Below are 13,297 nucleotides of genomic sequence, written 5' to 3'. Positions count from 1 at the left end.
AGCTTATAAGTTTTTTATGGAGATATCTAACCAATAAATTCGATCTTTGATCCAATCCTCTAGGTGCGTTATTTCTTCTTGATAGGTGTTTCCAACATATATATTGGGCCAAATATACTCTCCTAAAATAGGCCATGTGTTAAAATTTCTCTCGAGAGCTCCAGTGTTTGTTAAAATCTTTTGGTAAGTATCAATTTTTCTCAAAATATTAGATTCGGAAAGTGCGCCCCCTCTCAATTCTAACCATCTTTCTTTCAGTTTAATTTTGTAATTAGGGTCTTCCAGAAGTCGTTCCCACCAGAACGGTATGGGCCAAGGTCCTCCACCTCCACATCTTTCGTTTTGCCTATGTTGCCAAACGTTAGTTGCTCCATTGTTACAAAAGTCGTCATTTCCAAAGGCAAGATTATAATCCCAGAGAGGTCCCATGCTCAGTTTTTCATTTTTGTCTTTAACCAACCAAGTGCTAATTCTAAAACCATCGACATTGTTGGATAGCTCTGTAAGCAGAAAATAATCTATGAAACTTTCAGTATTTATATAAGCATCATAACCAATAGTAGGGTTGGTGAAATTTACAGAGGCTAGGGCATCTTCAAAATTTGCTACATAGCTGGATATGTAATTTTTTTGTTGTGTTGTGATTTTGTCTTTACTTGGGTAATCATACAGAAACCTGACCTTTTCATAGGCATTATTAGGGTGGTGTTTGGAGACGAAAGAATTGGTGCTGTTATATACAGCACCTTCTCCAATGTCAGATTTGTCAATTTTAAGAATGTAACCACCCGTTACAGATGTTCCAGAATTTTCATCTATTTTTAGCTTGTTGATGTTGATTCTGTTCTTATCTCTTTTTAATTTTTCCATCAAGATATATATCCCTTTGTAGGAGTCATTGATGCTAACTTCTACAAATTTTGTTCTACTAGAGTATCTACCAATGTCTTTTGAAAGGTCATGCATAAGTATGTTTCTTATCAATGTTTTGTCGCTGTAGGGTGCGTAAAGAATCCAATCTTCTTCTTCCGGGAAATCAAAAAAGGCAACATCTAGATCTTCGTTGGTCGCATCTCTAGTTTCAAATCCGTATGATTTTTTCGGAAAGGTTTGAGAACTAGAACCTCTAGTTTCGATAGCAATTTTGCCGTTGAATGTTTCGGTTTCATCTTCTGAAATGGTCATCACAGCATCAATTTTATACTCGTCTTCAATCGTAATGCCCAAAGTGTTTATTTCTATTTGTGGTAATTGATCTTCAGAAACAACCACGATAGGGGTGTTTTCTTCGTTTTCGGTTACTTCTGGAATAGGATCATCGCTACAGCTTAAGATAGAAATCAATGTAACAATAAGGGGTAATTTTTGGGTGAGGTAGGTTTTCTTCATTTTGCAATTTACATTTTTAATCTTTAATGTTGGTTTCGGGGGAATATACAATTCAAATAAGATTTTGATTTGAGTGAGGTTAAATCTTCATGGTCAATCCAATTCTTTTGTTTTCAAGGTCTATCTGAATAATTTTTATCGACACAATCTGGTTGAGAGACAGGATATCACTCGGTGATTTTATGAATTTGTTTGTGATTTGAGAAATATGTACTAGCCCATTTTCTTTAATCCCTAAATCTATGAAAGCACCAAAGTTTGTAATATTGGTTACTTGTCCTTGTAAAATCATTCCCATAGTCAGATCATGAATAGTTGTGATGTGTTTGCTAAACTCCAATTGATCATCTTGTACTCTGGGATCTATATTTGGTTTTGCGAGTTCGTTGAGTATGTCCTGCAAAGATAGTTTTCCAATTTCTTTTTCTAAATATTGGTCTTTAGCTAGATTTAAAACCTCTGGATTTCCGATTAGGTCCTCTATTCTTATTTTTTTTTGTTTTGCTATTTTTCTTACGTTATTGTACTGTTCTGGATGGATACCGATTTTGTCAAGCGGTTCTTTTCCATCAACACGTAAGAATCCAGCACATTGTTCAAAAGCTTTATCACCCAGTCGAGCAACTTTTTTTAATTCTACTAGGGTATTAAATTCCCCATTTTTTAAACGGTGCGAAACAATATTATTGGCCAAGGTGGGCCCAATGCCCGAAATGTGCTGTAGAAGGTGTTTGTTTGCAGTGTTTAGTTGTACCCCTATTCTGTTTACACATTTTTCTACCACGTGATCTAATTCTGTCTTGAGTAGGGCCTGATCAACATCATGTTGGTATTGACCGACTCCAATAGATTTGGGTTCAATTTTAACCAGTTCTGCTAAAGGATCCATCAATCTGCGTCCTATACTAACAGCGCCACGAACCGTGATGTCGTGTTCAGGAAATTCTTCTCTACCAATCTTGGAAGCGGAGTAGATTGAGGCTCCATTTTCATTGACCAAATAAATAGCGATATCTTTGGGTAAAGGAATAGATTTTATGAAGATTTCTGTCTCTCTACCCGCAGTTCCATTCCCAATAGCTATCGTTTCAATACGGTGTTTCTTGACCAGATTTAGAAGAGATTCTTTGCTTTTTTGTTCTTGTTTTTGTGGAGGGTGTGGGTAGATTATAGTGTCTGCTAATAAGTCTCCTTGTTTGTTAAGGCACACTACTTTACACCCAGTTTTGAAACCGGGGTCAATAGCTAAAACATTTTTTTTTCCTAACGGAGAAGCCAGCAGAAGTTGTTCAAGATTTTTTGAAAAAACTTGAATGGCTTCTATATCTGCTTTTAGTTTTAGATCATTGAGTAGTTCTTTTTCCAGGGAGGGCCTTAGGCTTTTGGTGTAGGTGTTCGAAATCGCTTTTTTTACAATCGAAGCACTTTTACTTTTGTTTTTGATGAAGTTTTTTTCAATCGCATCAATGGCAGTCTGTTTATCAACTTTAATCGTAGTGTTGAGGTACCCTTCTTGAGTTCCTCTCAAAATGGCCAAAATTCTATGTGAGGGCAATTGGTTAGCTTTTTGCTCAAAGTCAAAGTATGTTTTGTAGACTTCTGCTTCCTTTTCTTTGCCTTTTTTAATTTTGCTTTTCAGTATTCCAGTTCCAGAAAATAATCTTCTCAATTGGTTTTTGCTGTATGCATGTCTAGATATCCATTCGCAGATAATATCAATAGCACCCTCAATAGCCTCTCCTTCGGTCTTGATAGCGTTTTGAATATAGGGCTCGGTATTGATGAGTAAGTTTTTTTGAGACATTATAATTCTAGCTAACCCTTCTAGTCCATTTTCTTTCGCGATACTTGCTTTTGTTTTTCGATTGCTTTTATAGGGAGAGAACAAATCTTCTAAATTCTTTTTATCCCAACAATTTTCAATGTCTAAAGCTAGGTTTTTGTCTTTGATTTTTAATTCTTTGATGGTGGTTAAGATATATTTCTTTCTCTGGATCAATTCTTCGACCGCTTTAGCTTCCTTTTGAATTTTGAAAATTTCATGATCTTCTAGACCACCGGTTTGATCTTTTCTATACCTAGCAATAAAAGGTACTGTGGCTCCTTCTTCTAGTAAATTTAAAACGGATTGAATGCTTTGTAAGCTGAATGAAGTATTTTTCGCTATGCGCAAGGGTAACATGACCTGATTCATCATTGTTGCAGTTTAAAAAGAATTGTAAAGATAAAGTAGTGACTTGTTTTTTATGACCTTTCGAGAGATAAATATTTTAACAATTAAAGTTTTTCTCTTCTGTTTTGTTTCAAAAGAATCTACTTGTTGCATAGTCATTACATTTTGTTACCTTGCATAAAATTGATTCTGAAAAATGAGACTAGTAAAAAACACCCGATATTTTTTTGAAAAACATGGATTTGATGTTTCCTCTAGATTAGCAGATAGTATGGGAATCAGAACCGCTAACGTAAGATTGTTTTTTATATATGTATCATTTGTAACTTTTGGGATATCATTTGCCATTTATTTGACATTGGCCTTTCTCTTTCGATTAAAAGATATGATTAGGACGACGAGAACATCTGTTTTTGATTTGTAATAGCATGTTAACTAGCAAGATATATAAAGGCTTAATTTTATTTACAATTGTTCTGCTTATCGGAACCTTGGGATATTGTCTTTTTTTTGATTTCTCTATTTTAGATGCTTTTTTCATGACAATAATTACCACTTCTACAGTTGGTTTTGGAGAAGTGAAACCATTAGATGATTTAGGTAAAATATTTACGATTTTATTAATATTTATGAGTGTTGGAGTATATGGTTATTTGGTAACTGTTATTTCAGATTTTTTTTCAAACAATGTACTTATGGAATCTTTTCGAATCAAGAAGGAATTAAAGGAAATTGCCAAGCTAAAAGGGCATACCATAATTTGTGGTTTTGGTAGAAATGGAAGACAATCATATGACAAATTAAAGAGGTTCAATAAGACTTGTGTGGTCATAGAGCAGAGCGATGATTTTACAGAAACACCAGTATATGAGCATGTCCAATTTGTAAAAGGTGATGCAACCAATGATGATGTATTAAAAAATGCGGGTATAGAACAGGCTTCTAATTTGATTACAGCACTACCTTCAGACGCAAACAATTTATACGTGGTGTTGTCCTCGAGGCAGCTTAATCAGCACCTAAATATTGTAAGTAGGGCCAATGATGAAAATGCTACTAAGAAATTAAAAATAGCTGGAGCGGATCATGTTATTATGCCCGATAAATTAGGAGGAGATCATATGGCTTCGCTTTTGGTGACTCCCGATTTGGTAGAGTTTGTCAATAGAATTAATATGGAGGGAGATTCCAATGCCAATTTAGAAGAAATTTGTGTTGATGAATTGCCAGAGCAATATTTAATGAAGTCGATTCAGGATCTTGATGTTCGCAAAAATTCGGGATGTAATGTGATTGGTTTTATCACAGAAAAAGATGAGTATATTGTGAATCCATCCTCCCAAATGATTTTAAAACCTAAATGTAGGTTGATAGCCTTAGGAAGACCAGAACAGATAAAAAAATTTAAAGAAGTATATGAAGAATTTTAAAGTTAGCACAAAATTGACCCTATTCACGCTTTTTAGCCCCTTGGTTACTTTTGCAAGCGTAGAAGAAAAAATAAACAGTGTTTTTGAACCTTTGGTCAAGATCCTGAGTGACTTGTTTTTTTGGAAGCCATTTTCTTTTTTAGGTTTTGAAATGCCTATGATCGTGTTGTGGTTGATTATGGGTTCTGTATTTTTTACCTTTTATTTGGGGTTTGTCAATTTACGTAAGGCCAGACACGCGATTCATTTGATAAGAGGAGATTATGACAATCCAAATAAAAAGGGTGAAGTTTCTCATTTTCAAGCTTTGGTAACAGCATTATCAGGAACTGTTGGTCTTGGAAATATTGCAGGCGTAGCGGTTGCCATTGTCTTAGGAGGTCCAGGAGCTACGTTTTGGATGATTTTAGCCGGCTTCTTTGGGATGTCTTCTAAATTTGTGGGCTGTACTTTGGGGGTTAAATATCGAGAGATAAACGAAAATGGAGAGGTGTCAGGTGGGCCGATGTATTATTTGTGGAGAGGACTGGAAAAACAAGGGAAAGGTGCGCTAGGAAAAGTCTTGGCTGTACTTTTTGCTATTCTTTGTGTAGGAGGTTCTTTTGGTGGAGGAAACATGTTTCAATCCAATCAGTCCTATGCACAACTCAGCAATGTGTTCCCCGTCTTTCAAGGTTACGGTGCTTGGTACGGAGTGATCGTAGCAATTTTAGTAGGGCTGGTTATCATAGGTGGAATTAAATCTATCGCCAAAGTAACGGATAAAATTGTTCCAGTAATGGTAGGGGTGTATGTGATCGCTTGTTTGATGATTGTGGGTGTCAACATTTCTGAAATTGGTCATGCTTTTTCTCTGATATTAGATGGAGCGTTTACTGGAGAAGGGATAAAAGGAGGGATTATAGGTGTGTTGGTCGTTGGGGTCCAGAGAGCTTCTTTTTCTAATGAAGCTGGAGTTGGGTCTGCAACAATTGCTCATGCAGCAGTAAAAACTGACGAACCTATTACAGAAGGTGTTGTTGCCATGTTGGGTCCTTTTATTGATACGATAGTCATTTGTACCATGACTGCTTTGGTTTTAATTTTTTCTGGATTTGCAGAGCATACCCAGGGATTGACAGGAGCCGAATTGACCTCTGCTGCTTTTTCTAGTGTGTTTCCATGGTTCAGGTATGTGTTGTTGATTGCTATTATTTTATTTGCTTTTTCAACCATGATCTCTTGGTCATACTACGGAATAAAAGCGTTTACCTTTTTATTTAAAAGATTTATAGGGGAAAGAAACGCAGAGATTCTTTACAAGTTATTGTTCTTAGTTTTTGTTGTGATAGGTTCTTCTTCCTCATTAGGTGCGGTAATGGATTTTTCTGATATGATGATTTTAGGAATGGCATTGCCCAATGTTTTAGGGTTGTATTTCTTGGTCAAAGAAGTCAAGATAGATTCTCTGGATTATTTCAAACGTGTCGATTCAGGAGCCATTAAAAAATACAAGTAATAGTGTTAAGATGAAACAGCTTAAAACCCATTTCCGATACTCAAAAAGTCAACGAAATGGGTTTTTTTTATTCCTGCTTATTGTAGTTCTGATTGAAGTGCTTTTGTGGGGGCTTCAAAAGAGCAGCCAAGGTGGATATGAGGTAGAAGCAGAGGTACTTGAAATCCAGTCAGCCTTGGAGGGTATTCCCTCTGATTTACGGCAAACGAAATTTAAAATATATCCTTTTAATCCTAACTATTTGTCGGATTACAAAGCCTATCAACTTGGTATGTCTGTCAAGGAAATTGATAGGTTGATGGCGTTTAGGAAATCAGGACAATATATAAACTCCTCGATTGACTTTCAAAAGGTTACTAAGATTTCAGATTCATTGCTTGCCTGCATGACCCCTTATTTTAAATTTCCTAGCTGGTCAATTCAAAAGAAACCTAAACTCCAAAAAATAAAACGTAAGCCAATAATTGTTAAAGACATCAACGTAGCGACAGTAGAAGCGTTGAAGAAAGTTAGTGGGATAGGAGAAAAGAGGGCAAAGAGTATTATCAAGTACAGAAAACTACTGGGAGGATATACTTATGACCTTCAGTTAAAAGAAATTTGGGGAATTCCTGAGGATGTTTTAATAAGGCTTCAGAGAGAATTTAAAGTTTTGTCTCATCCGAATCTTAAGAAGATAAATGTCAACATTGCAAGTGTTTACGAATTGTCTAAGATTGTTTATATAGATTATAAATTGGCAAAATCAATTGTTGAGTATAGAGCAGAGGTGGCAGAAATTCAGAATTTAGCTGAATTAAAAACAATAAGGGATTTTCCACATGACAAGTTTAACTTAATAAGTTTATATTTGCATGCTTATTAAAACTCAAAATTTTTTTGAATGAATTTCGAAACGAATGAAACCCAAAAAATGATAGCATCATCGATACAAGATTTTGCCAAAATTCATATTGCACCCAATGTTTACCAATGGGATGAATCACAAGTATTTCCTGTAGATTTGTTTAAAAAATTAGGAGAAATGGGTTTTATGGGAATTCTAGTACCAGAAGCCTATGGTGGGTCTGGATTGACCTATCACGAATACATCACGGTGATAGAAGAGCTGTCAAAAGTTGACCCTTCTATTGGTCTTTCTGTTGCGGCACACAATTCATTGTGTACGGGTCACATTTTACAATTTGGTACCGAAGAACAAAAGACCAAATGGTTGCCAAAACTAGCTTCAGGAGAATGGATAGGCGCTTGGGGTTTAACTGAGCACAACACGGGCTCTGATGCTGGGGGTATGAATACCACCGCAGTATTGGATGGAGATCATTATGTGCTCAATGGTTCTAAAAACTTTATCACCCATGCCATCAGTGGAAACATAGCTGTTGTGATTGCCAGAACAGGAGATAAAGGGGATTCTCATGGTATGACCGCTTTTGCTATTGAAAAAGGCACACCGGGTTTCAATTCAGGAAAAAAAGAAGACAAATTAGGGATGAGAGCCTCTGAGACAGCAGAGTTGGTGTTTGACAACTGTAGGGTTCCCAAAGAAAATATATTAGGAAAAGTAGGGGAAGGTTTCATACAATCTATGAAAATATTAGATGGAGGAAGAATTTCTATCGCAGCCTTGTCTATCGGAATAGCAAAAGGTGCATATACTGCTGCTTTACAATATTCCAAAGAGAGGGTTCAGTTTGGAAAACCTATTTCCTCTTTTCAAGGCATCTCGTTTAAGCTGGCCGATATGGCAACAGAAATTGAAGCCTCAGAACTGTTGACCCACAAAGCCGCAGCCAAGAAAGAATTAGGAGAAAAAATGACAACCATAGGAGCGATGGCAAAAATGTATGCCTCAGAAGCCTGTGTCAAGGTGGCAACAGAAGCCATACAGATACATGGTGGTTATGGTTACACGAAGGATTACCCAGTAGAAAAGTTTTTTAGAGACAGTAAACTCTGCACGATAGGAGAAGGGACTACGGAGATACAAAAAGTAGTCATTTCAAGAAATATTTTAAAAGATTAGTTTAGTCTTAAAATAAGACTATATTTGCAGTCCAAAAAAGGAATAAATACACTTAAAATATATTACGACATGAAGGGAGGTGCTAAACTATGTTAATCATACCAGTTAAAGACGGAGAAAACATTGATAGAGCTTTAAAGCGTTTCAAGAGAAAATTTGACCGTACAAAAACAATGAAGCAGCTACGTGAACGCCAGCAGTTTAATAAGCCTTCAGTAGTGAATCGCAAACAAAGAATTAAAGCTTCTTACGTACAACGTTTAAGAACAAACGAAGAACAAGCTTAGTGTTTGTTAAAACGTACAAATCAAAACCCTATGAATTTTCATAGGGTTTTTTTATGTCTTTTGATTTGTCTCACCCTAAAAAGTTGATCCGTTAAAAAATTACCCAAATAGGATTGTTGACTGTATTTATAAAAATTATACTACCCTCACAAAAAAAACACTTAATGGTGTTAAGTGGTTTTTTTATATATTAACTTTACTAAATTCAAATCACAAGAATGGAGTTGTTACAAAAATTTATAGAATACTTAACCCTTGAGAAAAATTATTCCACCCATACCATTACAGCCTATCAAAATGATATTCATGCTTTTTTCTGTTTTGTAGCAAGAGAACATGAGGTGTCTGATCCTTGTTTGGTGCCCTCTGTTTTTGTTAGGGAGTGGGTTCTGGATTTACATGATTCAGGCCTATCAAATAGATCTGTGAATAGAAAAATAACTGCCTTAAAAAGTTTCTATAACTACCTTCAGAAGATTGAAGTTGTTGTTGAAAGCCCCCTTTCAAATCAAAAAAGTTTAAAAAGAGCCCAAAAAGTGATCATTCCTTTTTCTGAAAAAGAAATTGATGCGGTGTTGACACTAGAAGATGAACGATACACACCTTTTGAAAATTTAAGAAATAAAACCATGATACATTTGTTCTATGCTACCGGTATACGACAAGGTGAATTGATGGGGTTAGAAGTTCAAGATGTTGATTTTGAGTCTGCCACGATTAAGGTATTGGGGAAAAGAAATAAAGAACGATTGGTGCCTTTATACCCTGAAATATTGACCCTGTTAAAAACGTATATGGAGCAAAGAGAAGGGATGGAGGTTTCGATACCTAATTTATTCCTCACTGCACGAGGTGGAAAATTGTACAATGCGCTTGTTTATCGTGTAATAAATACCTATTTTAGTGAGGTATCAACAAAAGAAAAAAGGAGTCCTCATGTATTGAGACACTCTTATGCTACAGACATGCTAAGCAAAGGAGCAGATTTGAATTCGGTGAAAGAGTTGCTAGGACACTCTAGTTTAGCCGCTACTCAAGTTTACACCCACAACAGCTTAGAAAAGTTAAAACAAGTTTATAACCAGGCACACCCTAGAAGTGCTAAAAAAAAGTAAAATTATGCAGCTATTCGTTCAGTCCGTAAATTTTAATGCAGACAAAGATTTGATTCAATTCGTAAATGAAAAAGTGGAGGCTTTGGAAAAATTCCACGATAAAATTATAGATGGTGAGGTGTTCTTAAAAGTACAGCAGACCAGTGAGAAAGAAAACAAAGTAACAGAATTGAAGTTGAGTATTCCAGGACATCATTTGATGGTTAAAAAAGAATCAAAAACTTTTGAAGAAGGAATTAGTTTGTGTACGGATGCGATGAAAAGGCAGTTAACGAAGTCTAAAGAGAAGGAGAGAATTGTACACTGATAAAAAAAAGCAAAATAATTTTAAAATGTTTTGCATGATATCTAAAACTTTATAAATTTGCAGTCCGTTAAGATGGTGGGGAGTTTTTATCAACAACCCAAATGCCGATATAGCTCAGCTGGCTAGAGCAGCTGATTTGTAATCAGCAGGTCGTAGGTTCGAGTCCTATTATCGGCTCAAAAAGAGGAGAGAGAGTTCTTTAAAATTATTGGATGGGTGAGATACTCAAGTGGCCAACGAGGGCGGACTGTAAATCCGCTGACTATGTCTTCGAAGGTTCGAATCCTTCTCTCACCACAGAGAGCTTAATTGGTATTGAGTTCTTTCTGATGAAAAATCAGTAAAACGCGAAAGTAGCTCAGTTGGTAGAGCGTCAGCCTTCCAAGCTGAATGTCGCCGGTTCGAACCCGGTCTTTCGCTCAAATTTAAAATCCAAGCCGGTGTAGCTCAGTTGGTAGAGCGCATCCTTGGTAGGGATGAGGTCACCGGTTCAAATCCGGTCATTGGCTCAAAAAGGATTAAAAAGTTTAAAAATAAACACTAATAAATAACTAAGAATTAAAATTAATAATCATGGCAAAGGAAACATTTGACCGTTCGAAACCGCACTTAAATATCGGTACAATCGGACACGTAGATCACGGTAAAACTACTTTAACTGCCGCTATTACTACGGTATTGGCATCAAAAGGTCTTTCTGAATTAAGAGATTTCGCATCTATTGATAATGCTCCTGAGGAGAAAGAAAGAGGAATTACAATTAACACTTCACACGTAGAGTATTCTACAGCTAACCGTCACTATGCGCACGTTGACTGTCCAGGTCACGCGGATTACGTAAAGAACATGGTAACTGGTGCTGCTCAAATGGATGGTGCTATTTTAGTGGTTGCTGCAACTGATGGTCCTATGCCACAAACTCGTGAGCACATCTTATTAGGTCGCCAGGTAGGAATTCCACGTATCGTTGTTTTCTTGAACAAGGTTGATATGGTTGATGATGAAGAATTGTTAGAGTTGGTAGATATGGAAGTACGTGAGTTGCTATCTTTCTACGACTATGATGGAGATGAAACTCCTGTTATCCAAGGATCTGCTTTAGGTGGATTAAATGCTGAGCCTAAATGGGTTGATTCTATCATGGAATTGATGGCAGCTGTGGATTCATGGATTGAAGAGCCAGTTCGTGAGGTTGAAAAAGATTTCTTAATGCCAATTGAAGATGTATTCTCTATTACAGGACGTGGTACTGTAGCTACAGGACGTATCGAAACTGGTGTTGCTAACACTGGAGATACAGTAGACATCATCGGTATGGGTGCTGAAAAATTAGATTCTACTATTACTGGAGTTGAAATGTTCCGTAAGATCTTAGATAGAGGTGAAGCAGGAGATAACGTAGGTATCTTGTTAAGAGGTATTGCTAAAGAGGATATCAAAAGAGGTATGGTAATCTGTAAGCCAGGTTCTGTAACTCCACACGATAAATTCAAAGCTGAGGTTTATGTCTTGAAAAAAGAAGAAGGTGGACGTCACACTCCATTCCACAACAACTACCGTCCACAGTTTTACGTACGTACAACTGACGTAACAGGTACTATTAACTTACCTGATGGAGTTGAAATGGTAATGCCAGGAGATAACTTAACGATTTCTGTTGATTTACACTCACCAATCGCAATGAACGTAGGTTTACGTTTCGCTATCCGTGAAGGAGGTAGAACAGTTGGTGCTGGTCAAGTAACTGAAATTTTATAATCGAAAGATTATTTTTTATCATAATGAAGAGCTTGTTTAGGCAAGCTCTTTTTTTACGGGCGTAGCTCAGTTGGTAGAGCACTGGTCTCCAAAACCAGGTGTCGGGAGTTCGAGTCTCTCCGCCCGTGCAAATTTAAAGAGGTTGTATGTTTACATACAACCTCTTTTTTTTGTTCTTTGTTTTAAAGGTCTGAGAAGGTGCTTTCGTCTCATAATTTATATTTTTACGATTTACAAAATGAATAATAATCAATAAATATATGTTTTTATTAATTATATCATAATTTTATCGTAGATTCAAGATAAATTATTTGATTATGAAAAAAGCACACCTACACAATCTACTTTTTACTTTGTTATTAGTTTCTTCCGGTTATGCACAACTTACGATTGATACCTCAGGGAAAATTGGTCTAGGGTCTTATAGCCCTAATACTAATTATTCTCTCATCGGGAGTTCTTCTCATTTCTATCACACGTATGCCTCATTTGGCTATGTTTATGAATCCTTAGGCATTGGTACAAGTTCCAGTTGGAACTATGCATTAAAAATTCAACCGAACAGAGACGTAAGCAATGTCGTGTATATTTCAGATCCTTATAATAGAAGTCTTGGTCAGACTCTTTATGTAAACGGTGATGCCTACAGTACGGGCGGATGGAATAGCTATTCTGACAGAAGATTAAAGCGCAATGAGCGTTCAATCAATTCCGAAAACCTGTTGACCCAGTTGAGTAAAATAAGAGGAAAACAGTATGAATTTAAAACAGATGCCGAATTGTTGTCCATGCATCGTTCAGGAGTGGCACATTTTCCCGTGGATACTATTTATATTTTAGAAGATCGGATAGACAAGGCTGGGAACACTTTTCAATTGCCGACCGATAAGATTGATCAAATAGTTGTAGATCTGCCAAAATTTAAAAAAGGAAGTCGTTACGGTTTGATTGCACAAGAGGTGTTAACTGTATTTCCAGAGTTGGTCACTCAAGATGAATCTTCTGGTATGTATGTTGTCGATTATCAAGGTTTTATCCCAATTCTTTTAGAAGCTTATCAACTTCAGCAGGATGAAATAAAAGTAATCAAAAGGAAAATGGAAGATTTACACCAATGATGAGAAATGTTTTCAGAAGTGATGAGCGTTCTGTGTTTTGTCTTTTCAACTGTAAGTATTCATTTTTCAAAAAAAATAATTTATGATTGTTCTCTCTACCCTATATAAGCCTAGATATACAAAACCTAGCTTTACTTTTATCTAGTAAAAGAAGGTTCTGATTTACCCTTTGGTTTTTTGTATTTAGCATTGTGTT

General features: G+C 36.2%; 12 protein-coding genes and 5 tRNA genes. 15 read left to right on the top strand and 2 right to left on the bottom strand.

The features are described 5' to 3' along the window. Positions 1-3 precede the first annotated feature (3 nt). Together ABF281_RS04905 and ABF281_RS04900 are read right to left on the bottom strand one after the other, a co-directional pair. Positions 4-1,389 carry a CotH kinase family protein gene (locus tag ABF281_RS04905; protein WP_347180570.1) on the bottom strand — a complete coding sequence of 462 codons (1,386 nt, stop codon included), beginning with the start codon at positions 1,387-1,389 and terminating at the stop codon, positions 4-6. 79 nt (positions 1,390-1,468) lie between these two features. Next, positions 1,469-3,583, bottom strand: a complete 2,115-nt coding sequence (locus tag ABF281_RS04900; protein ID WP_347180602.1) for a Tex-like N-terminal domain-containing protein — start codon at positions 3,581-3,583, stop codon at positions 1,469-1,471. A gap of 175 nt (positions 3,584-3,758) precedes the next feature. Here ABF281_RS04900 and ABF281_RS04895 point away from each other — a divergent pair, with 175 nt between their 5' ends. The 15 genes from ABF281_RS04895 to ABF281_RS04825 all read left to right on the top strand — a co-directional run bounded on the left by ABF281_RS04895 (position 3,759) and on the right by ABF281_RS04825 (position 13,101). Beyond that, positions 3,759-3,986, top strand: a complete 228-nt coding sequence (locus tag ABF281_RS04895) for a PspC domain-containing protein (RefSeq protein WP_347180569.1) — start codon at positions 3,759-3,761, stop codon at positions 3,984-3,986. 4 nt (positions 3,987-3,990) lie between these two features. Then, positions 3,991-4,992, top strand: a complete 1,002-nt coding sequence (locus ABF281_RS04890; protein WP_347180568.1) for a potassium channel protein — start codon at positions 3,991-3,993, stop codon at positions 4,990-4,992. Then, positions 4,979-6,490, top strand: coding sequence for an alanine/glycine:cation symporter family protein (locus ABF281_RS04885; RefSeq protein ID WP_347180567.1), 1,512 nt, complete (start codon positions 4,979-4,981; stop codon positions 6,488-6,490). The genes ABF281_RS04890 and ABF281_RS04885 overlap by 14 nt, the downstream gene beginning before the upstream one ends. Positions 6,491-6,500: 10 nt before the next feature. Further along, entirely contained in the window at positions 6,501-7,355 is an 855-nt protein-coding gene (locus tag ABF281_RS04880; RefSeq protein ID WP_347180566.1) for a helix-hairpin-helix domain-containing protein, read from the top strand. 18 nt (positions 7,356-7,373) lie between these two features. Next, positions 7,374-8,516: an acyl-CoA dehydrogenase family protein gene (locus ABF281_RS04875; protein WP_347180565.1), complete on the top strand. Its 1,143-nt coding sequence runs from the start codon at positions 7,374-7,376 to the stop codon at positions 8,514-8,516. Between the two features lie 89 nt (positions 8,517-8,605). Then, positions 8,606-8,803 carry a 30S ribosomal protein S21 gene (gene rpsU / locus ABF281_RS04870; protein WP_347180564.1) on the top strand — a complete coding sequence of 66 codons (198 nt, stop codon included), beginning with the start codon at positions 8,606-8,608 and terminating at the stop codon, positions 8,801-8,803. 218 nt (positions 8,804-9,021) lie between these two features. Beyond that, on the top strand, positions 9,022-9,918 hold the full coding sequence (locus tag ABF281_RS04865; protein WP_347180563.1) for a tyrosine-type recombinase/integrase: 897 nt from the start codon (positions 9,022-9,024) through the stop codon (positions 9,916-9,918). Between the two features lie 4 nt (positions 9,919-9,922). Then, positions 9,923-10,225 carry a ribosome-associated translation inhibitor RaiA gene (raiA, locus tag ABF281_RS04860; RefSeq protein WP_347180562.1) on the top strand — a complete coding sequence of 101 codons (303 nt, stop codon included), beginning with the start codon at positions 9,923-9,925 and terminating at the stop codon, positions 10,223-10,225. Positions 10,226-10,328: 103 nt separating this feature from the next. Further along, a tRNA-Thr gene (locus ABF281_RS04855) sits at positions 10,329-10,402 on the top strand. A gap of 38 nt (positions 10,403-10,440) precedes the next feature. After that, positions 10,441-10,522, top strand: a tRNA-Tyr gene (locus tag ABF281_RS04850). 50 nt (positions 10,523-10,572) lie between these two features. Next, positions 10,573-10,645 (top strand) — tRNA-Gly (locus ABF281_RS04845). A 16-nt stretch (positions 10,646-10,661) separates the two neighbouring features. Next, positions 10,662-10,734 (top strand) — tRNA-Thr (locus ABF281_RS04840). Between the two features lie 64 nt (positions 10,735-10,798). Then, positions 10,799-11,983, top strand: coding sequence for an elongation factor Tu (tuf, locus tag ABF281_RS04835; protein WP_347180561.1), 1,185 nt, complete (start codon positions 10,799-10,801; stop codon positions 11,981-11,983). A 55-nt stretch (positions 11,984-12,038) separates the two neighbouring features. After that, positions 12,039-12,111: transfer RNA gene (locus ABF281_RS04830), tRNA-Trp, on the top strand. 189 nt (positions 12,112-12,300) lie between these two features. Beyond that, positions 12,301-13,101 (top strand): tail fiber domain-containing protein, encoded by an 801-nt coding sequence (locus tag ABF281_RS04825; RefSeq protein ID WP_347180560.1) that lies wholly within the window; start codon positions 12,301-12,303, stop codon positions 13,099-13,101. The last annotated feature ends 196 nt before the right edge of the window (positions 13,102-13,297 follow it).

Origin of the sequence: Wenyingzhuangia sp. (genome assembly GCF_039768515.1) — a bacterium.
GTDB lineage: Bacteria > Bacteroidota > Bacteroidia > Flavobacteriales > Flavobacteriaceae > Wenyingzhuangia.
The sequence above is the reverse complement of the archived record's forward strand: the minus strand, read 5'-3'. Positions and strand labels throughout refer to the sequence as shown.

What these genes read in the sequence shown, in the direction of transcription:
- ABF281_RS04905 (WP_347180570.1), bottom strand. Translation starts at nt 1,389, where the DNA reads ATGAAGAAAACCTACCTCACCCAAAAATTACCCCTTATTGTTACATTG.
- ABF281_RS04900 (WP_347180602.1), bottom strand. Translation starts at nt 3,583, where the DNA reads ATGAATCAGGTCATGTTACCCTTGCGCATAGCGAAAAATACTTCATTC.
- ABF281_RS04895 (WP_347180569.1), top strand. Translation starts at nt 3,759, where the DNA reads ATGAGACTAGTAAAAAACACCCGATATTTTTTTGAAAAACATGGATTT.
- ABF281_RS04890 (WP_347180568.1), top strand. Translation starts at nt 3,991, where the DNA reads ATGTTAACTAGCAAGATATATAAAGGCTTAATTTTATTTACAATTGTT.
- ABF281_RS04885 (WP_347180567.1), top strand. Translation starts at nt 4,979, where the DNA reads ATGAAGAATTTTAAAGTTAGCACAAAATTGACCCTATTCACGCTTTTT.
- ABF281_RS04880 (WP_347180566.1), top strand. Translation starts at nt 6,501, where the DNA reads ATGAAACAGCTTAAAACCCATTTCCGATACTCAAAAAGTCAACGAAAT.
- ABF281_RS04875 (WP_347180565.1), top strand. Translation starts at nt 7,374, where the DNA reads ATGAATTTCGAAACGAATGAAACCCAAAAAATGATAGCATCATCGATA.
- rpsU (WP_347180564.1), top strand. Translation starts at nt 8,606, where the DNA reads ATGTTAATCATACCAGTTAAAGACGGAGAAAACATTGATAGAGCTTTA.
- ABF281_RS04865 (WP_347180563.1), top strand. Translation starts at nt 9,022, where the DNA reads ATGGAGTTGTTACAAAAATTTATAGAATACTTAACCCTTGAGAAAAAT.
- raiA (WP_347180562.1), top strand. Translation starts at nt 9,923, where the DNA reads ATGCAGCTATTCGTTCAGTCCGTAAATTTTAATGCAGACAAAGATTTG.
- tuf (WP_347180561.1), top strand. Translation starts at nt 10,799, where the DNA reads ATGGCAAAGGAAACATTTGACCGTTCGAAACCGCACTTAAATATCGGT.
- ABF281_RS04825 (WP_347180560.1), top strand. Translation starts at nt 12,301, where the DNA reads ATGAAAAAAGCACACCTACACAATCTACTTTTTACTTTGTTATTAGTT.